The organism is Bacillus sp. AFS029637 (genome assembly GCF_002584985.1).
Lineage (GTDB): Bacteria > Bacillota > Bacilli > Bacillales > Bacillaceae_G > Bacillus_A.
In genome coordinates, this window is the sequence record NZ_NUPZ01000023.1 from 80,533 (window position 1) to 106,148 (window position 25,616).

Sequence of the window (25,616 nt, forward strand, 5' to 3'; positions counted from 1 at the left end):
TTTTAAGGAGGTGAATATTGTGGAAGAGCGTAACGAACAAGTGGTAGAAGAAGTAAAAGAAGCGCAAGTTGAAGAAGCTGTCACGACAGAAAACAGTGAAGGAACTGTAGAAGAAAAAAGTGAGGCTGCTCTTTTACAAGAAAAAGTAGATGAGTTACAAGCGAAACTAACGGAAACGGAAGGTCGCACATTACGTCTACAAGCTGATTTTGAAAATTATAAGCGCCGTGTCCAAATGGATAAACAGGCTGCTGAAAAATATAGAGCACAAAGTCTAGTTTCAGATATTTTGCCAGCTCTTGATAATTTTGAAAGAGCGATGCAAGTGGAAGCAGCTGATGAGCAAACGAAATCCTTGTTACAAGGTATGGAAATGGTACATCGTCAATTGCTAGAAGCGCTGACTAAAGAAGGCGTTGAAGTGATTGAAGCTGTTGGTAAACAGTTTGATCCTAATGAACACCAAGCTATTATGCAAGTGGAAGATAGTGAATTTGAATCAAATGCGGTAGTTGAAGAATTCCAAAAAGGTTATAAACTAAAAGACCGTGTGATTCGCCCATCAATGGTAAAAGTAAATCAATAATTTACATAAAAGTAGGAGGATTCGCCATGAGTAAAATTATCGGTATTGACTTAGGTACAACAAACTCTTGTGTAGCTGTTATGGAAGGTGGAGAACCAAAGGTTATCCCAAATCCAGAAGGAAACCGTACAACACCTTCTGTTGTAGCTTTCAAAAATGAAGAGCGTCAAGTTGGGGAAGTTGCAAAGCGTCAAGCAATTACAAACCCAAATACAATCATGTCTGTTAAACGTCATATGGGTACAGACTACAAAGTAGAAGTTGAAGGTAAAGATTATACACCTCAAGAAATTTCTGCAATCATTTTACAAAACCTAAAAGCTTCTGCTGAAGCATACTTAGGTGAAACAGTAACGAAAGCTGTTATTACAGTACCTGCATACTTCAACGATGCAGAACGTCAAGCAACAAAAGATGCTGGTCGTATCGCTGGTTTAGAAGTTGAGCGTATTATTAACGAGCCAACAGCAGCAGCGCTTGCTTACGGTTTAGAAAAACAAGATGAAGAACAAAAAATCTTAGTATATGACTTAGGTGGCGGTACATTTGACGTATCTATCCTTGAGTTAGCAGACGGAACATTCGAAGTTATTTCAACTGCTGGTGACAACCGTCTTGGTGGAGATGACTTTGACCAAGTTATCATCGATCACTTAGTAGCTGAGTTCAAAAAAGAAAATAACATTGATTTAAGCCAAGATAAAATGGCACTTCAACGTTTGAAAGATGCAGCTGAAAAAGCGAAAAAAGATCTTTCAGGTGTAACACAAACACAAATTTCATTACCATTCATTAGTGCTGGAGCTGCTGGTCCATTACACTTAGAATTAACGTTAACAAGAGCGAAATTCGAAGAGCTTTCAGCAGGTCTTGTTGAAAGAACGTTAGAGCCAACTCGTCGTGCATTAAAAGACGCTGGTTTTGCTCCAAGCGAATTAGATAAAGTTATCCTTGTTGGTGGATCTACTCGTATCCCAGCTGTACAAGAAGCTATTAAACGTGAAACTGGTAAAGAACCATATAAAGGTGTAAACCCTGATGAAGTTGTAGCATTAGGTGCTGCAGTTCAAGGTGGCGTACTTACTGGTGATGTAGAAGGCGTACTATTATTAGACGTAACTCCACTTTCTTTAGGTATTGAAACTATGGGTGGTGTGTTCACGAAATTAATCGAGCGTAACACTACAATTCCAACAAGTAAGTCACAAGTATTCTCAACAGCTGCTGATAACCAACCAGCTGTAGATATTCACGTATTACAAGGTGAGCGTCCAATGTCAGCTGACAACAAAACGCTAGGTCGTTTCCAATTAACAGACCTTCCACCAGCACCACGTGGTATCCCGCAAATCGAAGTAACATTCGATATTGATGCGAACGGTATCGTTAACGTACGTGCAAAAGACTTAGGAACAAGCAAAGAGCAAGCTATTACAATCCAATCTTCTTCAGGTCTTTCTGATGAAGAAGTAGATCGTATGGTACAAGAAGCAGAAGCAAATGCTGACGCTGACCAAAAACGTAAGGAAGAAGTTGAACTTCGTAACGAAGCTGACCAACTTGTATTCCAAACTGACAAAGTTGTAAAAGATTTAGAAGGTAAAGTAGATGCAGCTGAAGTAGCGAAAGCAACAGAAGCGAAAGAAGCATTACAAGCGGCAATCGAGAAGAACGAGCTTGATGAAATCCGTGCGAAAAAAGACGCTTTACAAGAAATCGTACAACAACTAAGCGTTAAATTATACGAGCAAGCTCAAGCAGCTGCAGGGCAAGCAGAAGGTGCACAAGGAGCACAAGATGCTGGCGCTAAGAAAGACAATGTAGTAGACGCTGAGTTTGAAGAAGTAAAAGAAGATAAGTAATATAAATAAGTAAGATGACAAAAAGTCAAAGTCAAGCGTGCCTTGGCTTTGGCTTTTTTCATGAATGAGGAGAAATGTGTGAGGATCTTAAGTTTTTTACTTTGCATACTGTAAGTGAGGAAACTTTGTTGCAAAGCACTTTCTTTCGGTGTTAAAATTACGTTTATGTGAAAGATTCGGGGGTTGCAAATTTATGAGTAAACGAGACTATTATGAGGTCCTTGGACTTAGCAAGGGCGCTTCAAAAGATGAAATTAAAAAAGCGTATCGTCGTTTGGCTAAAAAATACCATCCAGACGTAAGTAAAGAAGAAAATGCAATCGAAAAATTTAAAGAAGTACAAGAAGCATACGAAGTATTAAGCGATGATCAAAAGCGTGCACAGTACGATCAATTTGGTCATGCCGGTGCGAATCAAGGTTTCGGTGGCTTTGGCGGCGGAGGAGACTTCGGTGGTGGCTTCGGTTTTGAAGATATCTTTAGTTCATTCTTTGGTGGTGGCGGCGGTAGACGTCGTGATCCAAATGCTCCGCGCCAAGGTAATGACTTACAATACCAAGTTACTTTAGAGTTTGAAGAAGCTATTTTTGGTAAAGAGCTAAATGTCGAAATTCCAGTAGAAGATCCATGTGATACTTGTAAAGGTAGTGGAGCAAAACCAGGAACTTCAAAAGAAACATGTAAACATTGTTCAGGATCAGGGCAAGTAAGTGTAGAACAAAATACACCGTTTGGTCGTATTGTGAACCGTCAAGCTTGTGGTCATTGTTCAGGAACTGGTCAAATGATTAAAGAAAAATGTACGACATGTCACGGTTCTGGTAAAGTGCGTAAACGTAAAAAAATTAACGTTAAAATTCCAGCGGGTATCGATAACGGTCAACAAATACGTGTATCTGGAAAAGGTGAAGCGGGCGTAAATGGCGGACCAGCAGGAGATTTATATGTTGTCGTTCATGTAAAAAATCATGAATTCTTCGAGCGTGAAGGAGATCACATTATTTGCGAAATGCCATTAACATTTGCACAAATGGCACTTGGTGCGGAAGTGGAAGTTCCTACTGTTCATGGTAAAGTGAAGCTGAAAATCCCAGCAGGAACACAAACAGGAACAGAATTCCGCCTGAAAGGAAAAGGAGCTCCGAACGTACGTGGTTATGGTCAAGGAGATCAATATGTAGTTGTTCGTGTTGTTGTACCGACGAAATTAACTTCACATCAAAAAGATTTATTACGTGAATTCGCAGGACAAGAAGAGCAGGATGATAGTTTATTCGGAAAGCTTAAACGTGCTTTCAAAGGGGAATAATGGAAATAAAAAATGGAGTTGGTAAATTGTGAAATGGTCAGAAATTAGTATTCATACAACAGAAGAAGCAGTAGAAGCTGTCTCTCATATTTTACATGAAGCTGGTGCTAGTGGAGTTGCGATTGAGGACCCAGCGGAATTGACGAAAGAGCGCGAGCAACAATATGGTGAAATTTATGCATTGAACCCAGATGAATACCCGGCGGAGGGTGTATTAATAAAAGCATACTTCCCGCAAACGGATTCTTTACATGAAACGATTGCAGGTGTAAAATCATCTATTGATGTGCTTCCATCTTACGACATCGAAATTGGTACTGGAAATATTACCGTTAACGAAGTCAATGAAGAAGATTGGGCTACTGCTTGGAAAAAATATTACCATCCAGTACAAATTTCTGATACATTCACAATTGTGCCAACGTGGGAAGAGTATACACCGTCTTCTCCGGATGAAAAAATCATTGAATTAGATCCTGGTATGGCGTTTGGAACAGGAACGCATCCAACAACAACAATGTGTATTCGTGCTTTAGAAAAAACAGTTCAGCCAGGTGACACTATCATTGATGTAGGGACAGGTTCTGGTGTACTTAGTATTGCAGCGGCAAAACTAGGTGCGTCTGCTGTTCAAGCATATGATTTAGATCCAGTTGCAGTGGAAAGTGCAGAAATGAATGTGCGTTTAAATAAAACAGATGACATTGTGTCTGTTGGACAAAATAGTCTTTTAGAAGGTATTGAAGGTCCTGTTGATTTAATCGTAGCAAATTTACTAGCAGAAATTATTCTTTTATTCCCTGAAGATGCAGCGCGAGTTGTGAAGTCAGGCGGATTATTTATTACATCGGGCATTATTGCTGCGAAAGAAAAAGTGATTTCTGAAGCGTTAGAAAAAGCTGGATTTACAATTGAAGAAGTGTTACGAATGGAAGATTGGGTAGCAATTATTGCACGAAATGCGTAATATAGATTTTAGTCTATAATGAAAAGGGGAGTCTCTCACTATAAGGTGAGGGACTTGCCGTTTGTTATATGAAAAATGATAACGTTTCGTTCTTTTCGTAAGTGTTGACTTACGAAAGGAACGAAACTCTACTAAGGTGATTATATGCAACGTTATTTTGTAGAAGAGAAATATGTAAATGAGACAAGTATTCGCATTGTAGGTGATGACGTACATCATATTGCAAGAGTGATGCGTATGTCAGCTGGTGATCACATTTATTGCTGTGTAAACGGAAAAACGGCCGTATGTTCAATTGATGAAATTACCAGTGAATTTATTAATACGGCTATTGTAGAATGGGTAGAGGCGTCAAGCGAACTTCCTGTGTTCGTCACGATTGCAAGTGGACTGCCGAAAGGAGACAAGCTAGAGTTAATTTTCCAAAAAGGAACTGAGCTTGGGGCGGCTGCATTCTTACCATTTCAAGCATCTCGCTCTATCGTAAAATGGGATGCGAAAAAAGCTGATAAAAAAGTTGAGCGTTTAAGAAAAATTGTGAAAGAAGCTGCGGAACAATCACATAGAAGTGAGATTCCAGAAGTACATGCTCCGGCATCATTTAAGCAATTGCTTTCAATGAGTGGTGAGTATGATGTTTGTCTTGTTGCTTACGAAGAGGAAGCAAAACAAGGAGAGAAATCTAATTTTGCGAAAGCTTTAACGACGATGAAACCAGGCCAAAAACTATTAATTGTATTTGGCCCAGAAGGCGGTTTAGCTGAGGAAGAGATTACAGCGCTTCGTGAACATAAATTTGTACCATGTAGTTTAGGACCGAGAATTTTAAGAACAGAGACAGCGCCGCTATATGCGCTAAGTGCTGCTTCGTATCATTTTGAATTGATGGGGTGATGATCAATGTCAACTGTTGCGTTCCATACGTTAGGTTGTAAAGTAAACCACTATGAAACAGAAGCCATTTGGCAATTGTTTAAACAAGGTGGATATGAAAGAACTGAATATGAAAAGAAAGCTGATGTATATGTTATTAATACATGTACAGTAACGAATACGGGAGATAAGAAAAGCCGTCAAGTTATTAGACGTGCTGTTCGTCAAAACCCAGATGCGGTTATTTGTGTAACGGGATGTTATGCACAAACATCTCCAGCGGAAATTATGGCGATTCCAGGTGTAGATATTGTAGTTGGTACACAGGATCGTGAAAAGATGTTAGGTTACATCGAAGAATTCCGCAAAGAGCGTCAACCAATTAATGCTGTCCGCAACATTATGAAAACACGTGTATACGAAGAACTTGATGTACCTTATTTCACGGATCGTACACGTGCGTCTTTAAAAATACAAGAGGGTTGCAATAACTTCTGTACATTCTGTATCATTCCTTGGGCGCGTGGTTTAATGCGTTCTCGTGATGGAAAAGAAGTTATTAAACAAGCGCAGCAATTAGTAGATGCAGGCTATAAAGAAATCGTATTAACAGGTATTCATACAGGTGGATACGGTGAAGACATTAAAGATTATAACTTAGCTGGATTGCTTCGTGATATGGAAGCGGAAGTAGACGGATTAAAACGTCTTCGTATTTCTTCTATTGAGGCGAGTCAAATTTCAGATGAAGTAATTGAAGTGTTAGATAAATCTGAAGTAGTTGTACGCCATTTGCACATTCCGTTGCAATCAGGATCTAATACTGTGCTAAAACGTATGCGTCGTAAATATACGATGGAATTTTTCCAAGAGCGTTTAGATCGTTTGAAAGAAGCGTTACCAGGCCTTGCGATTACATCAGACGTAATCGTTGGTTTCCCAGGTGAAACAGAAGAAGAATTCATGGAAACATACAATTTTATTAAAGAGAATCGCTTCTCTGAATTACACGTGTTCCCTTATTCAAAACGTACAGGAACACCTGCAGCACGTATGGAAGATCAAGTTCCTGAAGATGTGAAGAACGATCGTGTTCATCGTTTAATTGAATTATCTAATCAGTTAGCGAAAGAGTATGCGTCACAGTTCGAAGGCGAAGTACTTGAAATCATCCCAGAAGAGCAATTTAAAGATGGCGACCGTGAAGGGTTATATGTAGGTTATACAGATAACTACTTGAAAATTGTATTTGAAGGATCCGAAGACTTAATTGGTAAACTAGTGAAAGTGAAAATTACGAAAGCTGGTTACCCATATAACGAAGCGCAATTTGTTCGTATTCTTGAAGATGATGTGAAAAAAGAATCAGCAAGCGCATAAAGTGAAACTTTAATCAGTGGGGCCCCCGCTGATTATTAGCCTTCACCAATCGGGCTGCCCGTTAATGTGGGATAAGAAAGCATGCAAATGGAGACAGTTTGCATGCTTTCTTTTTTGTTGGGAAGTTAAATTTTTACAAAAATAATGTGTTAAGTGAGTAGTTTTTTAGTGCAGCTCTGTATTAAAAACGATGTAATGATAAAAATATGGTTGTATTCAGGGGAAAAGGATAACGGCTATTTTAAAAAGGAAGAGCATCTATTCTTCTTTTATTCTGTCAAATAGTTGACCTGAAGTGATAAAATGTATTATAATCGTAAAAGACATGCTGAAGAAGTGTTTCTTTTTGCATGCTGAAGTTAGTATGTAAGTGTGATGTTTCGGAGGGAGGGAAAGAGAATGTCAAAAACAGTCGTTCGTAAAAACGAGTCTTTGGAGGATGCACTTCGCCGTTTTAAAAGATCGGTTTCTAAAACTGGTACACTTGCTGAAGCAAGAAAGCGCGAGTTTTATGAAAAACCAAGTGTAAAACGTAAGAAGAAATCTGAAGCGGCAAGAAAGCGTAAATTCTAAGAGAGGGTGTAAGTTATGAGTCTTCTCGGTCGTTTAAACGATGATATGAAACAAGCGATGAAGAATAAACAAAAAGAAAAATTAACCGTTATTCGTATGGTTAAGGCTGCTTTACAAAATGAAAGCATTAAACTGCAACATACTCTTACTGATGAAGAGGAATTAACAGTTTTAGCTCGTGAAGTAAAACAGTATAAGGACTCCCTCCTTGAATTTAAAAAAGCTGGTCGTGAAGACCTTGTTGATAAACTGCAAAGTGAAATTCAGATTTTAAGCGCATATTTGCCGGAGCAATTAACGGAAGAAGAATTAGCGAATGTAATTAAGCAAGTTATTTCTGAAGTTGGTGCTACATCTAAAGCAGATATGGGTAAAGTGATGACTGCTGTTATGCCGAAAGTAAAAGGTAAAACAGACGGATCGCTAGTGAATAAGCTGGTTATACAGCTATTAGCATAAAAAAACGTCTCATTTCGTATGAGACGTTTTTTTATGCTTTTTTTCAGTTTGGACGTGATATTGCAAGCTCTTTTTTCATACATATGGGATGAGAGGAGGTCTTTTGAAATGAAAAAATTAGAACAAATGAAGAATTGGTTAACGAAGCAAATAGACCTGCCAGTGGATGTGCTAATGGATCTACCTCGGATTACGCTTGTTGGGCAAGTGCATATCTATATAGAAAATCATCGAGGTTTATTAGTATTTTCAGATAAAGAAGTGAGGTTGTTGTTAAAGCATGGTCAGCTATTAATTAAGGGAAAATCCTTTGTTATTAAAACCATCCTTCCGGAAGAACTTTTGCTTGAAGGGATAATTGAACAAGTGACGTTTTTAGAAAACGAAAAGAAAGAAGAGTGAGGGAAACTTCCGTATGTGAAGTTTTTCTTCTTTATTCTTGTGAGTCGACTTTACTATTCGGTTTATCGCTTTATTTAGGGGTGGTAAAACTCTGTATTTCATTTTCGTACGAGCTATTTTTAATTAACGTGAAAAGTAGTGTGTCTACTTTTAGAAAGGTAGTGAAGGTAGTAGATGAAAAACAAATGGTTTATAAAGTGGCTTGGGTATGTAAAAGTACGAATTGAAGGTAGAGGAGCGGAACGGTTCGTTAACGAATGTGTACGTAGAAAATTATTAGTTTGGGACGTTAAGAAAATTGCTGATGAAACGTTAGTTTTTTGTATGTTGTTACGAGATGTGAAAAAAATAAAACCAATTTATCGAAAAAATGAATGCAAATTATATTTTATTGGGCGTTACGGTTTTCCTTTTTTGAATAAGCGTTTAATTAAAAATAGTGGATTCTTAATTGGGTTTTTAATTTTCTTCTTTGGTATGATTGCATTATCAAATATGGTTTGGAAAATTGAAATTACAGGAGCAAAACCTGAAACGGAATATATATTGATGAAAGAATTGGACAAAATGGGTATTAAAAAAGGGAAATTACAGTTTCAAATGCCTAGTGTAGAAGATGTACAGCGTCATTTGACAGATAATATTAATGCAATTACTTGGGCGGGGTTAGAAATAAGAGGAACGACATACCATTTTAAAATTGTTGAAAAAAATGAGCCGAAAAAAGAAAAAGAACAACAAGCACAAAATTTAGTGGCAAAAAAAGAAGCGATTGTTACAAAAACGTTTGTTGAAGTTGGAAAACCAGTCGTCCTGAAAAATGATCATGTAGAAAAGGGGCAGCTTCTCGTATCAGGAATATATGGTAATGAGGAGAGTCCGACGATTGTTTCAGCGAAAGGTATTGTATATGGAGAAACGTGGTACACATCGCATGTGAATGTCCCGCTGAAGACACAATTTCAAGTATATACTGGTAATGCGTATAATGAATATTTTCTTAAATTTGGAAGTGCGAAAATAAAAATATGGGGATTTCAACATGATAAGTATAAACGTTCTCGTATGGAAAGTGTAAAACACGATGTGAAATTATTTGGTTTTACATTACCGATTGCATACGAAAAAGATATAGTGAGAGAAGAGGAAGAAGCGAATCGAGAATATACCGAAAAACAAGCAATGAAAGTAGCAAAAGAGATGGCGGAAAAAGAACTAAAGAAAAAATTGGATGAACATGCTATGATTGTAAGTGATAAGATTTTGAGTAAAGAGGTTGAGGCGGATCAACTAAAAGTTACATTGCATTATACGGTAATCGAAAATATTGCTGAGCCACAACCAATATCTGAATCCGATATTCAAGGAGACTGAGTAATGGCAGAACAATTAGTAGAAATGAACCAACAACTGGAAAATCCTAACGAAGCAATCGCTCTTTTTGGAGTAAATGATGCTCATTTAAAAGTAATTGAAAGAGAACTGAATGTATCGATTGTAACTAGAGGAGAAACTGTTCATGTATCTGGAGCAGATGAAACTGTGACACTCGTAGAAAAAATCTTACAGCAATTACTTGTTGTGATTCGTAAAGGTGTATCAATTACAGAAAGAGATGTCGCGTATGCGATCCAGCTCGCGCAACAAGGGAAAATTGCTCAATTTGAAGAGTTATATGAAGAAGAAATTTTTAAAACTGCAAAAGGTAAATCGATTCGTGTAAAAACGATGGGGCAAAGAAGATATATTCATGCAATGAAGAAGAATGATATTGTATTTGGGATAGGACCTGCTGGGACTGGTAAAACATACTTAGCTGTAGTAATGGCTGTCAGAGCTTTAAAGCAAGGGTATGTAAAGAAAATTATTTTAACGAGACCTGCTGTAGAAGCTGGAGAGAGCTTAGGTTTTTTACCAGGGGATTTAAAAGAGAAGGTAGATCCGTATTTACGTCCATTGTATGATGCACTGCACGATATTCTTGGACAAGAATATACGCAACGTATGATGGAGCGTGGAGTGATTGAAATCGCACCTCTTGCTTATATGAGAGGGCGTACGCTCGATGATTCATTTGTTATTTTAGATGAAGCGCAAAATACAACGGGTGCCCAAATAAAAATGTTTTTAACAAGATTAGGTTTTAGTTCTAAAATGGTTATTACAGGAGACCCTTCGCAAGTAGATTTGCCAAAAGGGGTAAAATCAGGACTTTCTCTTGCTTCTAACATTTTATCTGGTGTATCGGGTCTTTCATTCATTACATTAGAACAAACGGACGTTGTAAGGCATCCACTGGTGCAACGTATTATTGAGGCATATGATAAAATGGAATGATCCTATTTGTCAGGATCATTTCTTTTTGTATGATAAGGTTGGCGAATGGTAAATTTTTTACTATCATGAAAGAAGAAGGAAATAAGCGATAGATGACGTGTTATTTCGAAAGCGTCGCTGACTACAAGAAATGAAAGCTATAAATAGTTTCACTTTATTTCTGGAGAGGAGAAGGTATTGAAATCATGTCAAGATCTCAAGAAATTTCTAAGTGGTTTCGTAATTTTCAACATTCGAAAAAACTAAGTTGGATTTCTTACGTTGTATTAGGAGCGGTACTGTTTTTTGCACTGATGAATAATGTAAAACCGGAGCAGTTAGATGTTGAAATATATTCTATTGCGAAAAAGACAATCCATTCTCCTGTAAAAATTGAAGACAAAGTTACAACGGAAAAAAAGAAAAAAGAAGCTGCTACAAAAGTTGAAGATCAATATACATATAAAAGTGAGTATAAACAAAATAAAGTAGATATTGTGAATGATGTCTTTGCAAAAGTAGATGAAGTGGTGCAAGAGATAAAAGCTATTGGACCAGATGAACAAAAAAAAATAACTGATGCTGAGAAAGTGGACAAGTTGAAAAAGAAATTACCTGTCGAATTAACGAAAGAATTATCTGATTCGAATTTACTGAACTTGATTAATGCGGATCCGAGCCAGTTAGTATTAGCGAAAGATGCAGCGGTTACAGCTATTAATAGTATCATGAGCGGGCATATTAAAATGGACGAATTGAAGGATGCAAAAGATCGATATGTAAGTGAGATGAATAGTGTTAATGTCGATAACGGTTTAAAGGACTCTATTAAGGCGTTAGGGAAATATGCGATTTCAGCGAACTACTTTTATGATCCGACTTTAACAAAAGAGAAGAGAAAAGCGGAGGAAGACTTAGTTCCGCCCGTCTATATTCTGCAAGGACAAGTTCTTGTTAGAGAAGGTGAAACGATTTCAAGTGATATGTATAATCAGTTGAAATTAGTCGGCTTGTTAGAGAAAGGTAATAGCTTCCAACCATATGTTGGTTTAGTGGTACTCATCGGTGTGTTACTATACTTTATGCATAAACAGTTTGAAGTATTTTTACAGCGAAAAAGAGAAGATAGGCCGTATATTTTAGCGTATGTTACGATTTTGTCTATCACGATTGTTTTAATGAAGATCATTAGTTTATTTCAAAAGCTTGAATATGCAGGGATTGCATATGTTGTCCCAGTTGCGATGGGGACAATACTTGTAAAATTAATGATTGGTGATCGGTTTGTATTTTTAACAAGTATGATTTTTTCTGTGTGCGGAAGTATTATGTTTAATGAAGGTGTAACAAGTACACTGAACTATAGTGTAGGTATTTATGTGTTATTAAGTTCATTATCAGTGAGCATTTTCTTGAGAGAGGAAAATCGTCGTACGATGATTTTACAGGCTGGTATACTCGTGTCTGTATTAAATGTGGTCGTATTGGCGGCGTTGTTATTATTACGTAATGGGAATTTTTCACCTCTTGAAATTGGTACGCAACTATTAATGGCTTCCCTTTCAGGGATTATTTCTTCGGTTCTTGCTATGGGGATTTTACCGTATTTAGAGGGTGGGCTTGGAATTGTATCCAGTATGAAACTGATGGAACTATCAAGTCCGAATCATCCGCTTTTGCGTAAAATTTTGTTAGAAGCGCCAGGGACATATCACCATAGTGTAATGGTAGCGAATTTGTCTGAATCAGCTTGTGAAGCGGTTGGAGCAAATGGTGTATTAGCTCGTGTAGGGGCATATTATCATGATGTAGGAAAAACAGTGCAACCACAATTCTTTATTGAAAATCAGATGGGAATTGAAAATCCGCATGATAAATTAGACCCTGTAACGAGTAAAGATATTATCATTGCTCATGTAACGGACGGGGTAAAGATGCTCGAAGAATACCATATTCCGCAAGAAATTATTGATATTGCGGGACAACATCATGGTACAACGTTACTTAAATATTTTTATTATAAAGCGATGAAAGAAGATAAAGAAAAATATACAGAAGAGATGTTCCGTTATCCAGGGTCAAAAGCAACTTCTAAAGAGTCGGCAATTGTTGGTATAGCTGATAGCGTAGAGGCTGCGGTCCGTTCTATGAATCACCCTACGCCAGATCAAATTAATAATTTAGTGCAAAGTATTATTAAAGATCGCCTGCAAGATGGACAATTTAGTGAATGTGATTTGACATTTAAGGAACTACAAATCGTTGGAAAAACGTTATGTGAAACGTTAAATGGTATTTTCCATTCGCGTATTACATATCCGGAACCACCGGAAGAGAAGGAGAAAGAATGAGTTTATTAATCGATTTCATTGATGAAACAGAAGAAGTGCAAGAGGAATATGTGGGTTTAATTCGTGAGATATTAGAAAAAGCAGCTCAAATGGAAGAAATAGAGGATGGTGCGGAGTTATCAGTGACATTTGTAGATAACGAGCGCATTCGTGAGATTAATCGTGATTACCGAGATAAGGATCAGCCTACTGATGTAATTTCCTTTGCTATGGAAGAAATGGGCGAAGGGGAAATGGAAATTGTAGGTGCAGAAATGCCGCGCATGTTAGGAGATCTTATTATTTCTATTCCGAGAGCGAAAGAACAAGCTGAAGAGTATGGACATTCTTTCGATCGTGAACTTGGCTTTTTAGCGTTACATGGCTTTTTACATTTGCTTGGTTATGACCACATGACAGAAGAGGATGAAAAAGAAATGTTTGGAAGACAAAAAGAAATTTTAGAAGCATTTGGATTAGGACGATGAAAAAAGGAAAACTTATAGATAGTTTTGGATATGCTATAGCTGGTATATTCTTTTGTCTTCGTCAGGAACGAAATATGAAAATTCATTATTTAGCCGCAGTCATTGTTATATGCTGCGGCTTTTATTTCCATATTACGAAAATAGAGTGGATAGTATTACTTATTGTAATAGGAAGTGTAATGAGTCTAGAAATGGTAAATACAGCTGTGGAAAAAACAGTGGATTTAGCGACTGCCGATATTCATCCGTTTGCAAAAATTGCCAAGGATGTTGCAGCTGGAGCGGTTTTATTATTTGCAATAATAGCCGTTGTAATTGGTGCTATTATCTTTTTACCGTATATGGTATAGTTGCATTCCAAAGCTTTTCTTAAGTCTTGGAAGAGCCGTAAAGGCCTTTAATGAAAGAATGTATCTATTCACAGCTGTGAACAGGAAGGATGCGGGAATATGAATAGTAAACAATTAATTCAAGAAGCAATCGAAGCGCGTAAACAAGCGTACGTACCATATTCAAAATTTCAAGTAGGTGCAGCATTATTAACACGAGATGGAAAAGTATATCGAGGATGTAATGTTGAGAATGCGTCATATGGCTTATGTAACTGTGCAGAAAGAACAGCTTTATTTAAGGCGGTTTCTGAAGGAGATAAAGAGTTTGTAGCTATTGCAATTGTAGCAGATACAAAGCGTCCAGTACCTCCTTGTGGAGCATGTCGACAAGTTATGATAGAATTATGTAAACAGGATACGAAAGTATACCTATCAAATTTACATGGTGACGTTCAAGAGACGACAGTTGGAGAATTGTTACCAGGAGCATTTTTAGCGGAGGATTTACATGAATAGAAAAGGTTATAAATCAGGTTTTGTCTCTATTATTGGCAGACCGAATGTTGGGAAATCTACATTTTTAAACCGTATTATCGGCCAGAAAATTGCTATTATGAGTGACAAGCCACAAACGACTCGTAATAAAATTCAAGGTGTATATACAGAAAATGATTCACAAGTAATTTTCATTGATACACCAGGAATACATAAACCTAAACATAAACTAGGCGACTTCATGGTGAAGATGGCTCAAACGACATTGAAAGAAGTTGATATTGTCCTGTTTATGGTCAATGCAGCTGAAGGATTTGGGCGTGGTGAGGAATTTATTATTGAGAAATTACAAGAAACGAAGCAACCGGTATTTTTAGTAATTAATAAAATTGACCAAGTTCATCCGGAGCAATTACTAGAGTTAATTGATCAATACCGTAAACTACATGAATTTGCAGAGATTGTACCAATTTCGGCATTAGACGGTAATAATGTGGAATCGTTAATTGGAGCAATTAAAAAGTATTTACCAGAAGGACCACAATACTATCCAGATAATCAAGTGACAGATCATCCAGAGAGATTTATCATTGCGGAGCTGATTCGTGAAAAAGTACTTCATTTAACACGTGAAGAAGTGCCGCATTCTGTAGCTGTTGTTATTGATGCGATTCAAAAGCGTGAGGGCGGGGCAGTCTATGTAAATGCAACAATCATTGTTGAACGTCCATCACAAAAAGGGATTATTATTGGAAAACAAGGTAAGATGTTAAAAGAAGTCGGGAAACGAGCTCGTTTTGATATTGAAGCACTACTTGGTTCTAAAGTATTTTTAGAAGTATGGGTAAAAGTGCAAAAAGATTGGCGTAATAAGATGTCTCATCTTCGTGACCTTGGTTTCCGTGAAGACGAGTATTAAAATAGAGTAAAGCTGTAATCAGTGGATGGGTTGTTCATCCGCTGATTATTGGTTTTTATGAACTTTGATAAATTAGGAAAAATTTTTCTCACATGAAAATGGACAAAATGGGTCAATTTAATAACAACAAAGGAAATTGGTTTATAGGCTACGCTTATTGAGAAAGGTGGATTCTTATGCTAGATTTTACCTGGAAGTTTTTCTCCAAAACAGGAAGCATTGAAACGTACTTGCTTTTGAAAGAGATGGAAAAAGACGTAAACGATGAGATGGATCAACATGAAGAGGAACTAGCGCATCTAGACTCTCCAATTTCTTGACCCGTTTTGTTCAAACCTTGGATGGTGACGAACATGTTTCAAAAAGTTGAGGGCATCGTTATCCGTACGACAGATTACGGAGAAACGAACAAGATTGTTACAATATTCTCAAGAGAATTTGGTAAGGTAAGTGCAATGGCAAGAGGAGCAAAAAAACCGAAAAGCCGGTTAGCATCTGTTTCGCAACTTATGACGCATGGGCATTTTCTTATTCAAATGGGATCTGGACTTGGAACTTTACAACAAGGCGAGATTATTTCAACTATGAAAGAAATTCGCGAGGATATATTTTTAACTGCTTATGCATCATTTATTGTTGAGTTAACTGATAAAGCAACAGAAGATAGAAAACATAATCCATATTTATTTGAAATGTTATATCAAACGTTGCATTATATGTGTGAGGGTGTTGACCCAGAAGTATTATCATTAATTTATCAAACGAAAATGCTTCCGGTATTAGGGATGCGCCCGTACTTTGATACATGTGCAATTTGTCATCAAGAAACAGATTTTGTCGCCTTCTCTGTCAGGGAAGGCGGTTTTCTGTGCTCGCGTCATGCGGAGCAAGATCCGTATCGTATACCGGTAGGAGAAGCCGTTCATAAATTATTACGTCTTTTCTTCCACTTCGATTTACATCGACTTGGCAATGTATCAGTGAAGGATAGCACAAAAAAACAAATGCGTTTAGTATTGAATACATATTATGATGAATATTGCGGGATTTATTTGAAATCAAGACGTTTTTTAGAACAACTTGATAAGTTTCAAATATAATTTTGGGCCTTATACGGTCTTTTTTACATACTTTCTTTTTCGAATAGTGTATTTAGTATATAATATTTAAGAGATAGTATAACTTTTTTCGTTGTGCATTAAAGGTGGTGATTATCATAGAGCTGAATAAACGGCAAGAACATATCATTCAGATTGTAAAAGATCACGGCCCTATTACAGGGGAATCAATTGCAGCGCAATTGGGTTTAACACGTGCAACGCTAAGACCAGACTTAGCAATTTTAACGATGGCTGGTTATCTAGAAGCGCGTCCACGCGTAGGTTATTTTTATACGGGGAAAACAGGGGGGCAGCTATTATCTGAAGCTGTTAAGAAAATTAAAGTACAAGATTACCAATCTAGACCGGTTGTAATTGATAAAAATGTTTCTGTATACGATGCAATTTGTACAATGTTTTTAGAGGACGTGGGTACATTATTCGTTGTAGATCAATCGACTCTATTAGTTGGTGTTGTATCTCGTAAAGATTTATTAAGAGCTAGCTTAGGAAAGCAGGATTTAACCTCTCTTCCGGTTAATATTATCATGACAAGGATGCCAAACATTGCGATGTGTCATAGGGAGGATTCTTTATATGATATTGCGATGGAATTAATAGAAAGACAGATTGATGCGATGCCAGTTGTAAAAGATACGAAGCAAGGACTAGAAGTAATTGGACGAATTACAAAAACAAATATTACACGTGCGTTTGTAAACTTAGTAAATAACGAATAAGTGTAATTTGTTTAAAGTGAGGTAATGTAATGGATAATAAAATCGTATATGTCGTATCTGACTCTGTGGGAGAAACGGCGGATTTAGTTGTTCGAGCAGCAATGGGGCAATTCCCATTTGCTCCTGATATTAGACGTGTACCGTATGTAGAAGATACAGGGACATTAAAAGAAGTGATTTCAATTGCCAAGAGCAATCAAGCACTTATTTGTTTTACGCTAGTGAAGCCTGAAATGCGTCAGTATTTAGTAAAAGAGGCTGCAAAAGAAGGTGTAGAGGCGTACGATATTATCGGACCTCTAATCGATCAAATTGAAAACATTACAGGGCAAGTACCAAGATATGAGCCAGGTGTTGTTCGTAGATTAGATGAAGAATACTTTAAAAAGATTGAAGCGATTGAATTTGCTGTGAAGTACGATGATGGTAGAGATGCGCGTGGTATTTTAAAAGCTGATATCGTATTGATTGGAATTTCGCGTACTTCGAAAACACCACTTTCACAATATTTAGCGCATAACAAGCGTTTGAAAGTTGCCAATGTACCACTTGTGCCGGAAGTGGATCCACCTGAGGAATTATATCAAGTGGCAAAAGAAAAATGTTTCGGTTTAAAAATTACGCCTGATAAGTTGAATCATATTCGAAAAGAGCGATTAAAGTCACTTGGATTAAGTGATGGGGCAACATATGCAAATATTAATCGTATTAAAGAAGAAATTGATCACTTTGAAAATGTAGTTAGCAAAATAAATTGTCAAGTAATTGATGTATCGAATAAAGCAATTGAAGAAACAGCAAATATTATTGTGAATGCAGTGCAGAACCAAAAAATGTTTTAGCACATTTACCAAAGGTGAATGTGCTTTTTTCGCTCGTGAGAAATGTGATACTTGTTATCTTCGTAATAGATTATGACAGAGTGGTTATACTTATATTCTTCTGCTTTTTTTATTATGTTAAAAGTAGGGTTTCGTTATCCTGAAATGTAAGATGAAAAAATAAAGGGATATGTAGCGTAGTTGAAGAAAATATATTATAATAAAAAATTGTGATAAAAACCTATATTTTACGTTTAGACTTTAATTTTTCAGAATAAACTAGGGATAGGATTTACAAAAAAACATGTAATTACGTTAAATCGACAAAATCTATACAAGAAAACGCACATTATGGAAGGATTCACAGAAGGGATGTAGAATACAGAAATATGCAAAACATCAATTAAGATAGTAGTTGGTGCAGATGCATGTCCCGTGAAGGCTGAAATTGTGCGAGTTGGAACGAAATTTTATGTCGAGATTTTGTTTGTCACATCGTATGCTCATCACTCAGGAAAACAGCAAGGTGATTGGATCTATGTGGATTCTGAACAAGATAAAGTTGATTTTTATATCGATCAACATGTAAAAGCAACAGATCTCGTGATCACACAGGATATGTGGCTTGCTTGTCTTCTTGTAAAAAAGGTGTATATGTATTGTCTCTAAGAGACACATTTGTAACAGATGAGCAAATGAATACAATTTTATATAGTAAGTATGTATCTGCGCGGTTACGCAGATAAGGGACTGATGTGAAAGGTCCAAAATCGTTTGCGAAACATAATCGACAACACTTTCTAACAAAATTAGAAAAAATATTGTCGAATTATAAAGGAATTTTTTAATTTATATCGAATACAAAATACGACACGGAGATGGAGTTATGGGGAACAGAATTCCCGAAGAAGTTGTTGAACAGATTCGGACATCATCCGATATTGTTGAAGTGATTGGTGAATACGTTCAACTTAGAAAGCAGGGGCGTAACTATTTCGGCCTTTGTCCATTTCATGGTGAGAATTCTCCTTCATTCTCTGTTTCATCCGATAAACAAATCTTTCATTGCTTCGGATGTGGAGAAGGTGGAAATGTATTTTCCTTTCTAATGAAAATGGAAGGACTGGCTTTTACTGAAGCTGTTCAAAAGCTTGGTGAAAGAAATGGAATTGCGGTTGCAGAATATACATCAGGGCAAGGACAACAAGAAGACATATCTGATGACACTGTCATCATGCAACAGGCTCATGAACTTTTGAAAAAGTATTATCATCATTTATTAGTAAATACAGAAGAAGGAAATGAAGCACTTTCGTATTTGTTAAAACGTGGTATTACGAAAGAGATGATTGAGAAGTTTGAAATTGGTTATGCGTCACCTGCTTGGGATGCAGCAACGAAAATTTTACAAAAAAGAGGTTTATCGCTATCTAGTATGGAACAAGCGGGTCTTCTCATAAGAAGTGAGAAGGATGGGAGTCATTACGATCGCTTCCGTGGAAGAGTTATGTTCCCGATCTATACGTTACAAGGAAAAGTGATAGCGTTTAGTGGAAGGGCGTTAGGAGATGATACTCCGAAATATTTAAATAGCCCTGAAACACCGATTTTTCACAAAAGTAAATTGTTGTATAACTTCCACCAAGCAAGGCCGTTTATTAGAAAACGTGGGCAAGTAGTTCTTTTTGAAGGGTATGCTGACGTACTAGCTGCGGTAAAAAGTGGTGTGGAAGAAGCTGTTGCGACAATGGGAACAGCTTTAACTGAAGAACAAGCAAAACTTCTGCGACGTAACGTTGAAACTGTTGTTCTTTGCTATGATGGTGATAAAGCAGGACGAGAAGCAACGATGAAAGCAGGGCAATTATTATTGCAAGTTGGTTGCCAAGTGAAAGTTACATCTTTGCCAGATAAGCTTGATCCTGATGAATATGTGCAACAATATGGGACTACTGCTTTTGAAAATCTTGTGAAATCAAGTATAAGTTTTGTTGGTTTTAAAATAAATTATTTGCGTTTAGGGAAAAATTTGCAAGATGAGTCTGGCAAAGAAGAATATGTGAAAAGTGTTTTAAAAGAATTATCGTTGTTACAGGATGCGATGCAGGCGGAATCCTATTTGAAGTCATTATCGCAAGAATTTTCGTATTCAATGGAAACGCTTTTGAATCAATTGCACCAATATCGCAAAGAACAAAAGGTACAGCAAAAACAAGTAAAGCAGGTTTCTAAGCCGTCTCAAATTGTTCAAACAAAACCGAAGTTAACAGGTTTTGAAAGGGCAGAAAGAGAAATTATTTATCATATGTTGCAAAGTGCAGAAGTAGCCGTTCGTATGGAACCTCATATAGAAGATTTTCATACAGAAGAACATAAAGGGATTTTATATGAACTATACGCATATTATGAAAAGGGAAATGAACCTTCAGTCGGAACATTTTTAAGTTGGCTCTCTGATGAAAAGTTGAAAAATATTATTACTGATATTTCGACGGATGAATTTATTAATCCAGAATACACAGAAGAAGTGTTACAAGGCCATTTGGAGACGCTCAGCCGTCATCGGGAAAAACTTGAAAAGATGGAAATCATCTTTAAAGTAAAACAAATGGAAAAAACAGATCCTGTAGAGGCTGCTAAATACTATGTGGCATATTTACAAAATCAAAAAGCGAGAAAATAGCTTTTTTGATAAAGTTTTAGTATAATGAATGTTTGTATCTCGCGTAAGGAGGGGAACAGATGGCTGACAAACCAGCTCGTTCTAAACAAATTGAAACTGAAATGACCCTTGAGCAAGTGAAAGAACAACTCACTGAGCTCGGAAAAAAACGTGGCGTTCTTACATATGAAGAGATTGCAGAACGCATGAATGGATTTGAAATTGAATCCGATCAAATGGATGAATACTATGAATATTTAGGTGAACAAGGGATTGACTTAGTTGGCGACAATGACAACGACGAAGGCCCTAATAATCGCCAAATAGCAAAATCGGAAGAAGAATTCGACCTAAATGATTTAAGTGTACCACCTGGGGTTAAAATCAACGATCCTGTTCGTATGTACTTAAAAGAAATTGGTCGCGTAGACTTACTATCTGCAGAAGAAGAAATTCGACTTGCAACGCGTATTGAAGAAGGCGATGAAGAAGCGAAACGTCGTCTTGCAGAAGCAAACTTACGTCTTGTAGTAAGTATTGCAAAGCGCTACGTGGGCCGTGGTATGCTTTTCTTAGACTTAATTCAAGAAGGGAACATGGGTCTAATTAAAGCAGTTGAAAAGTTCGATTATCGTAAAGGTTTCAAATTTAGTACGTATGCAACTTGGTGGATTCGCCAAGCGATTACACGTGCCATTGCAGACCAAGCGCGAACAATTCGTATTCCAGTTCACATGGTTGAAACGATTAATAAGTTAATTCGTGTACAACGTCAATTATTACAAGATTTAGGACGCGAACCATCTCCAGAAGAGATTGGTGAAGAAATGGATCTTGCACCAGAAAAAGTACGTGAAATCTTAAAAATTGCACAGGAGCCAGTTTCTCTTGAAACACCAATTGGTGAAGAAGACGACTCCCATTTAGGTGACTTTATTGAAGACCAAGAAGCAACATCGCCTGCGGACCATGCAGCGTATGAATTGCTAAAAGAACAATTAGAAGATGTGTTAGATACACTAACAGATCGTGAAGAAAATGTTCTACGTCTTCGCTTTGGTTTAGATGATGGACGAACTCGTACGCTTGAAGAAGTTGGGAAAGTATTCGGCGTAACGAGAGAACGTATCCGTCAAATCGAAGCAAAAGCACTTCGTAAATTAAGACATCCAAGCCGTAGTAAACGTCTTAAAGATTTCTTAGAATAGGTTCTTTTTAAGTTTACTTCACTTTTGTGAAGTAAACTTTTTTATTTTGTTAATTTTTGATAAAGTCTAGCTATCGGCAACGATTACAATTTCTTGTAATTTATTTTACAGAATTGTCTTTTGATTTGCAAATGCTCATTTTTCGATTTTTCGATTAATTTTGTTTATTCTATACAAAAATATATGTAGAAAAGTGAAAAAAATGATGAGAAACGTTAATAATTATCGAAATAATAAGCGATATGACAATAAAAAACAATAAACTGAATTTATGGAATATTTTTAACAAGTGGTAGTTTGCTCTTTTCTGATAGAGCGTTTTCAAGTACAATGGAAATGACTGAATCATCTAACTATTTAGGGATATAGAGGGGGGAGAAGAGATATGAAACGTAATCCGCTGATTCCGTTCGCTCTTATTGCAGCATTGGGTATTATCGTTATGTTTGTATTTTCATTTCAGGGGCTAAATAAATCTAAAGAGTTAGCTGATGCAAAAAATGGCGGGAAGCCAGCACAAACAGCATCAAAACCAGAGGATATTGTGAAGCAAAGCTGTACGAGCTGTCATGGTGATCAGTTACAAGGGGCAGTAGGACCTAATTTACAAAAAATTGGTGGGAAACTTTCAAAAGATGAAATTAAAGAAATTCTTTCGAAAGGAAAAGGAAATATGCCTGCTAATATAGTTCCAGCTGATCAAGCTGCTAAAGTAGCTGATTGGTTATCGAAGAAAAAATAAAGTTCCGTATGACAAGCCTTTTGCTTACGCAAAGGGCTTGTTTTTCTATATTTTCTAAAATACGATAAATGATAGAGAAGTGAATTGTTGTTATAGGCTTGCAACAACTACTATAAATTCATTATCATGGAGACAGACTGACAAGAGAAGGAGTAATGGAAATACATGAATGAAGTAAAGCTTTCAAAACGATTAGAAGAAGTTGTACGTGAAATACCAGTAGGATCTACAGTTGCTGATATTGGATCGGATCATGCGTATTTACCGTGTTATACAATTATAAATAATATTGCTACAAAAGCAGTTGCTGGAGAGGTTGTAGATGGACCATTTCGCTCCGCACAAGCAACTGTAGCTGAAAGTGGCTTACAAGATAAAGTAGATGTGCGTAAAGGGAATGGATTAGCAGTAATCACGCCAGGAGAAGTAGATGTAATTACGGTTGCCGGAATGGGCGGAGCGTTAATTCGTGACATTTTAGAAAGTGGTAAAGAAAAATTAGAAGGTGTAACGCGTTTAATTTTACAGCCGAATATTGCAGCACATCACATTCGTGAATGGTTTATTGAGAATGGTTGGGAGCTTATCCATGAAAAAATCGTAAAAGAAGATGGGAAAATTTACGAGATTTTAGTAGGTGAGCGAGGAAATGTTGTAGTGCCTTACTCTGAAAATAAACAAGCTGAATTGTTTATGGGACCATTTTTAATAAAAGAAAAAAGTGAAGCTTTCGTTGAAAAATGGGAAGGAGAATTAAAAAACTTCCAAAATATTTTAAAACAGTTAGAACGTGCGGCTGATTCTGAAGAAACAAAAGTAAAGCGTGCGGAAGTAGAAGCGAAAATGAAAATGATAGGGGAGATTTTATCATGAGTAAAATTCCAAATGGCCATGAAATTATTTCTTTATTTGAAAGTATGTATCCGAAGCATCTGGCAATGGAAGGAGATAAGATTGGCTTGCAGATTGGAGCGCTTAATAAACCCGTGCAGCACGTATTAATTGCGTTAGATGTAACGGAAGAAGTTGTGGATGAAGCGATTCAATTAGGAGCGAATGTCATTATTGCTCATCACCCTTTAATTTTTAACCCGTTAAAAGCGATTCATACAGATAAGGCGTATGGGAAAATTATTGAAAAGTGTATTAAAAATGATATTGCAATCTATGCAGCACACACAAATGTGGATGTTGCTAAGGGCGGAGTAAATGATTTACTCGCTGATGCGTTAGGATTGCAAAATACAGAAGTTTTGGCACCGACATACGCAGAAGAAATGAAAAAAATTGTAGTGTTTGTACCTGAAACTCATGCAGAAGAAGTACGAAAAGCATTAGGAGACGCAGGTGCTGGTCATATCGGCAATTACAGCCACTGTACGTTTAGCGGTGAGGGGACAGGCACGTTTGTACCTCAAGAGGGGACAAATCCTTATATCGGGGAAACTGGGCGGTTAGAACGTGTGGAAGAGGTGCGTATCGAAACGATTATTCCAGCTTCACTACAGCGAAATGTGATTAAAGCAATATTAACGGCACATCCATATGAAGAAGTAGCATATGATGTGTATCCACTTGATAACAAAGGTGAAACATTAGGGCTTGGAAAAATAGGATATTTACAAGAAGAAATGACACTTGGACAGTTTGCAGAACATGTAAAGCAATCATTAGATGTAAAGGGTGCGCGCGTTGTTGGGAAATTAGATGATAAAGTGCGCAAAGTAGCTGTACTTGGTGGAGACGGCAATAAATATATAAACCAAGCGAAATTTAAAGGAGCAGATGTATATGTAACAGGTGACATGTATTACCATGTTGCTCATGATGCGATGATGCTCGGTTTAAATATAGTTGACCCAGGACATAACGTTGAAAAAGTAATGAAGCAAGGTGTGCAAAAGCAATTGCAAGAAAAAGTAGATGCAAAGAAATTCAATGTACAAATTCATGCTTCACAGTTACATACAGATCCGTTTACATTTGTATAAGAAATAATAAAAACCGTTGCTCATGTCAGCAACGGTTTTTATTATTGTTCTTTTTTCACTTTCACGCGAGGTAATATTTTTTGTAACGGTACTTTTCGAATTCTCTCCCATGTAGCTGGGTTCATTGGATCGTATTGCTCTAAGAAAGCGATAACTTCTTTTGTAATTGGTGTTGGAGTAGAAGCGCCTGCTGTAACAGCTACGTTTTCTACACCTTGTAGCCACTCTAATTGAATCTCACTTACATCTGCCACACGATAAGCCTTCGTACCAGCGATTTCTTGTGATACTTGTGCTAAGCGATTTGAATTGTTACTTTTTGGATCACCAACAACAATTGTTAAGTCTGCAACATCTGCTTGTTTAGCGACAGCTTCTTGGCGAACTTGAGTTGCTAAGCAAATTTCTTTATGGAATTCTGCTGTTGGGAATTTTTTCTGAATGTCCTCCATTAAATGTTGAACATCCCATTGGCTCATTGTTGTTTGATTCGTAACTAAAATTTTATCAGTTGGAATTTCTAACGTTTTTAAATCATCAGCTCTTTCGATAAGATGAACGATATCAGGTGCAATACCAACCGCGCCTTCTGGTTCTGGATGGTTTTTTTTGCCGATATAAATGACATGGTATCCTTCAGCTTTCTTTGCTTCAATAAGATCATGTGTTTTTGTAACGTCTGGACAAGTGGCATCGATTGTTGTTAAACCTTTTTCTTTCGCACGTTGCTTCACTTCTGGAGAAACACCATGTGCAGTGAAAATAACAGTACCAGAATCAATTTTATCTAAAATTTCTAATCGACTTGGACCATCTAATGTAATAATGCCATCTTCTTCGAACGCATCTGTTACATGTTTGTTGTGAACAATCATACCTAAAATATAAATAGGTCTCGGTAATGATGTATCTAATGCGGCGTTACGTGCAATAACCATCGCATCAACAACACCGTAGCAATAACCACGAGGGGAAATTTTAACAATTTTCATGTGAGTAATCCTCTCCTTCTAAACAAGGGATACTTTTGTGCATATTCTTTTACATTATAAAGGAGGAGT

General features: G+C 37.0%; 27 protein-coding genes. 26 read left to right on the top strand and 1 reads right to left on the bottom strand.

Annotated elements, in window-relative coordinates; genetic code table 11:
* The first annotated feature begins 19 nt into the window (after window positions 1–19).
* The 26 genes from grpE (at window position 20) to COE49_RS11630 (ending at window position 24,555) form a co-directional block, all read left to right on the top strand.
* The gene (grpE, locus tag COE49_RS11500) at window positions 20–586 is read left to right on the top strand and encodes a nucleotide exchange factor GrpE (protein ID WP_088230878.1); all 567 of its coding nucleotides are present in this window, start codon (window positions 20–22) and stop codon (window positions 584–586) included.
* 26 nt (window positions 587–612) lie between these two features.
* Complete coding sequence (dnaK, locus tag COE49_RS11505; protein WP_088230879.1) at window positions 613–2,448, top strand: chaperone protein DnaK; 1,836 nt, start codon at window positions 613–615, stop codon at window positions 2,446–2,448.
* Window positions 2,449–2,641: 193 nt separating this feature from the next.
* Window positions 2,642–3,757, top strand: coding sequence for a chaperone protein DnaJ (gene dnaJ / locus COE49_RS11510; RefSeq protein WP_088230880.1), 1,116 nt, complete (start codon window positions 2,642–2,644; stop codon window positions 3,755–3,757).
* A gap of 28 nt (window positions 3,758–3,785) precedes the next feature.
* The gene (prmA, locus tag COE49_RS11515) at window positions 3,786–4,724 is read left to right on the top strand and encodes a 50S ribosomal protein L11 methyltransferase (RefSeq protein WP_088230881.1); all 939 of its coding nucleotides are present in this window, start codon (window positions 3,786–3,788) and stop codon (window positions 4,722–4,724) included.
* Between the two features lie 144 nt (window positions 4,725–4,868).
* Window positions 4,869–5,618, top strand: coding sequence for a 16S rRNA (uracil(1498)-N(3))-methyltransferase (locus COE49_RS11520; RefSeq protein ID WP_001190159.1), 750 nt, complete (start codon window positions 4,869–4,871; stop codon window positions 5,616–5,618).
* A 6-nt stretch (window positions 5,619–5,624) separates the two neighbouring features.
* Complete coding sequence (gene mtaB, locus COE49_RS11525) at window positions 5,625–6,977, top strand: tRNA (N(6)-L-threonylcarbamoyladenosine(37)-C(2))-methylthiotransferase MtaB (RefSeq protein WP_098252978.1); 1,353 nt, start codon at window positions 5,625–5,627, stop codon at window positions 6,975–6,977.
* Window positions 6,978–7,376: 399 nt separating this feature from the next.
* A complete protein-coding gene (gene rpsU / locus COE49_RS11530; protein WP_000048061.1) occupies window positions 7,377–7,550 on the top strand; it encodes a 30S ribosomal protein S21 in 174 nt (57 codons plus the stop codon).
* Window positions 7,551–7,565: 15 nt separating this feature from the next.
* Window positions 7,566–8,009 carry a GatB/YqeY domain-containing protein gene (locus tag COE49_RS11535; protein ID WP_000054584.1) on the top strand — a complete coding sequence of 148 codons (444 nt, stop codon included), beginning with the start codon at window positions 7,566–7,568 and terminating at the stop codon, window positions 8,007–8,009.
* A gap of 108 nt (window positions 8,010–8,117) precedes the next feature.
* The gene (yqfC, locus tag COE49_RS11540) at window positions 8,118–8,411 is read left to right on the top strand and encodes a sporulation protein YqfC (RefSeq protein ID WP_000732263.1); all 294 of its coding nucleotides are present in this window, start codon (window positions 8,118–8,120) and stop codon (window positions 8,409–8,411) included.
* Window positions 8,412–8,585: 174 nt separating this feature from the next.
* Window positions 8,586–9,785, top strand: a complete 1,200-nt coding sequence (gene yqfD, locus COE49_RS11545; RefSeq protein ID WP_088230883.1) for a sporulation protein YqfD — start codon at window positions 8,586–8,588, stop codon at window positions 9,783–9,785.
* Between the two features lie 3 nt (window positions 9,786–9,788).
* Complete coding sequence (locus tag COE49_RS11550) at window positions 9,789–10,748, top strand: PhoH family protein (protein WP_071712976.1); 960 nt, start codon at window positions 9,789–9,791, stop codon at window positions 10,746–10,748.
* 185 nt (window positions 10,749–10,933) lie between these two features.
* Window positions 10,934–13,078 carry an HD family phosphohydrolase gene (locus tag COE49_RS11555; RefSeq protein ID WP_088230884.1) on the top strand — a complete coding sequence of 715 codons (2,145 nt, stop codon included), beginning with the start codon at window positions 10,934–10,936 and terminating at the stop codon, window positions 13,076–13,078.
* Window positions 13,075–13,545 (top strand): rRNA maturation RNase YbeY, encoded by a 471-nt coding sequence (gene ybeY / locus COE49_RS11560; protein WP_088230885.1) that lies wholly within the window; start codon window positions 13,075–13,077, stop codon window positions 13,543–13,545. Before COE49_RS11555 ends, ybeY begins: the two co-directional genes overlap by 4 nt.
* A complete protein-coding gene (locus COE49_RS11565) occupies window positions 13,542–13,895 on the top strand; it encodes a diacylglycerol kinase family protein (protein ID WP_088230886.1) in 354 nt (117 codons plus the stop codon). Before ybeY ends, COE49_RS11565 begins: the two co-directional genes overlap by 4 nt.
* Before the next feature lie 99 nt (window positions 13,896–13,994).
* Window positions 13,995–14,393, top strand: coding sequence for a cytidine deaminase (locus COE49_RS11570; protein WP_088230887.1), 399 nt, complete (start codon window positions 13,995–13,997; stop codon window positions 14,391–14,393).
* Window positions 14,386–15,291 carry a GTPase Era gene (era, locus tag COE49_RS11575; RefSeq protein ID WP_088230888.1) on the top strand — a complete coding sequence of 302 codons (906 nt, stop codon included), beginning with the start codon at window positions 14,386–14,388 and terminating at the stop codon, window positions 15,289–15,291. The genes COE49_RS11570 and era overlap by 8 nt, the downstream gene beginning before the upstream one ends.
* 176 nt (window positions 15,292–15,467) lie before the next feature.
* Window positions 15,468–15,611, top strand: a complete 144-nt coding sequence (locus tag COE49_RS11580; RefSeq protein WP_000883924.1) for a YqzL family protein — start codon at window positions 15,468–15,470, stop codon at window positions 15,609–15,611.
* A 33-nt stretch (window positions 15,612–15,644) separates the two neighbouring features.
* On the top strand, window positions 15,645–16,391 hold the full coding sequence (recO, locus tag COE49_RS11585; RefSeq protein ID WP_088230889.1) for a DNA repair protein RecO: 747 nt from the start codon (window positions 15,645–15,647) through the stop codon (window positions 16,389–16,391).
* A gap of 107 nt (window positions 16,392–16,498) precedes the next feature.
* Window positions 16,499–17,131, top strand: coding sequence for a transcriptional regulator CcpN (gene ccpN / locus COE49_RS11590; RefSeq protein ID WP_088231084.1), 633 nt, complete (start codon window positions 16,499–16,501; stop codon window positions 17,129–17,131).
* A 29-nt stretch (window positions 17,132–17,160) separates the two neighbouring features.
* Window positions 17,161–17,973 (top strand): pyruvate, water dikinase regulatory protein, encoded by an 813-nt coding sequence (locus tag COE49_RS11595; RefSeq protein ID WP_088230890.1) that lies wholly within the window; start codon window positions 17,161–17,163, stop codon window positions 17,971–17,973.
* Window positions 17,974–18,387: 414 nt separating this feature from the next.
* Window positions 18,388–18,621, top strand: coding sequence for a DUF188 domain-containing protein (locus COE49_RS28025; RefSeq protein ID WP_240522860.1), 234 nt, complete (start codon window positions 18,388–18,390; stop codon window positions 18,619–18,621).
* 217 nt (window positions 18,622–18,838) lie between these two features.
* Window positions 18,839–20,635, top strand: a complete 1,797-nt coding sequence (gene dnaG, locus COE49_RS11610; protein ID WP_098252979.1) for a DNA primase — start codon at window positions 18,839–18,841, stop codon at window positions 20,633–20,635.
* A gap of 59 nt (window positions 20,636–20,694) precedes the next feature.
* Window positions 20,695–21,822 (top strand): RNA polymerase sigma factor RpoD, encoded by a 1,128-nt coding sequence (gene rpoD / locus COE49_RS11615; RefSeq protein ID WP_000764060.1) that lies wholly within the window; start codon window positions 20,695–20,697, stop codon window positions 21,820–21,822.
* Window positions 21,823–22,207: 385 nt separating this feature from the next.
* Entirely contained in the window at window positions 22,208–22,564 is a 357-nt protein-coding gene (cccA, locus tag COE49_RS11620; protein WP_000828141.1) for a cytochrome c550, read from the top strand.
* A gap of 165 nt (window positions 22,565–22,729) precedes the next feature.
* A complete protein-coding gene (locus COE49_RS11625) occupies window positions 22,730–23,437 on the top strand; it encodes a tRNA (adenine(22)-N(1))-methyltransferase (RefSeq protein ID WP_088230892.1) in 708 nt (235 codons plus the stop codon).
* On the top strand, window positions 23,434–24,555 hold the full coding sequence (locus tag COE49_RS11630) for a Nif3-like dinuclear metal center hexameric protein (protein WP_088230893.1): 1,122 nt from the start codon (window positions 23,434–23,436) through the stop codon (window positions 24,553–24,555). Before COE49_RS11625 ends, COE49_RS11630 begins: the two co-directional genes overlap by 4 nt.
* Before the next feature lie 41 nt (window positions 24,556–24,596).
* On the opposite strand, the gene COE49_RS11635 is transcribed toward COE49_RS11630, so the two are convergent.
* Window positions 24,597–25,547 carry a 4-hydroxy-3-methylbut-2-enyl diphosphate reductase gene (locus COE49_RS11635; RefSeq protein ID WP_088230894.1) on the bottom strand — a complete coding sequence of 317 codons (951 nt, stop codon included), beginning with the start codon at window positions 25,545–25,547 and terminating at the stop codon, window positions 24,597–24,599.
* Between the last annotated feature and the right edge of the window lie 69 nt (window positions 25,548–25,616).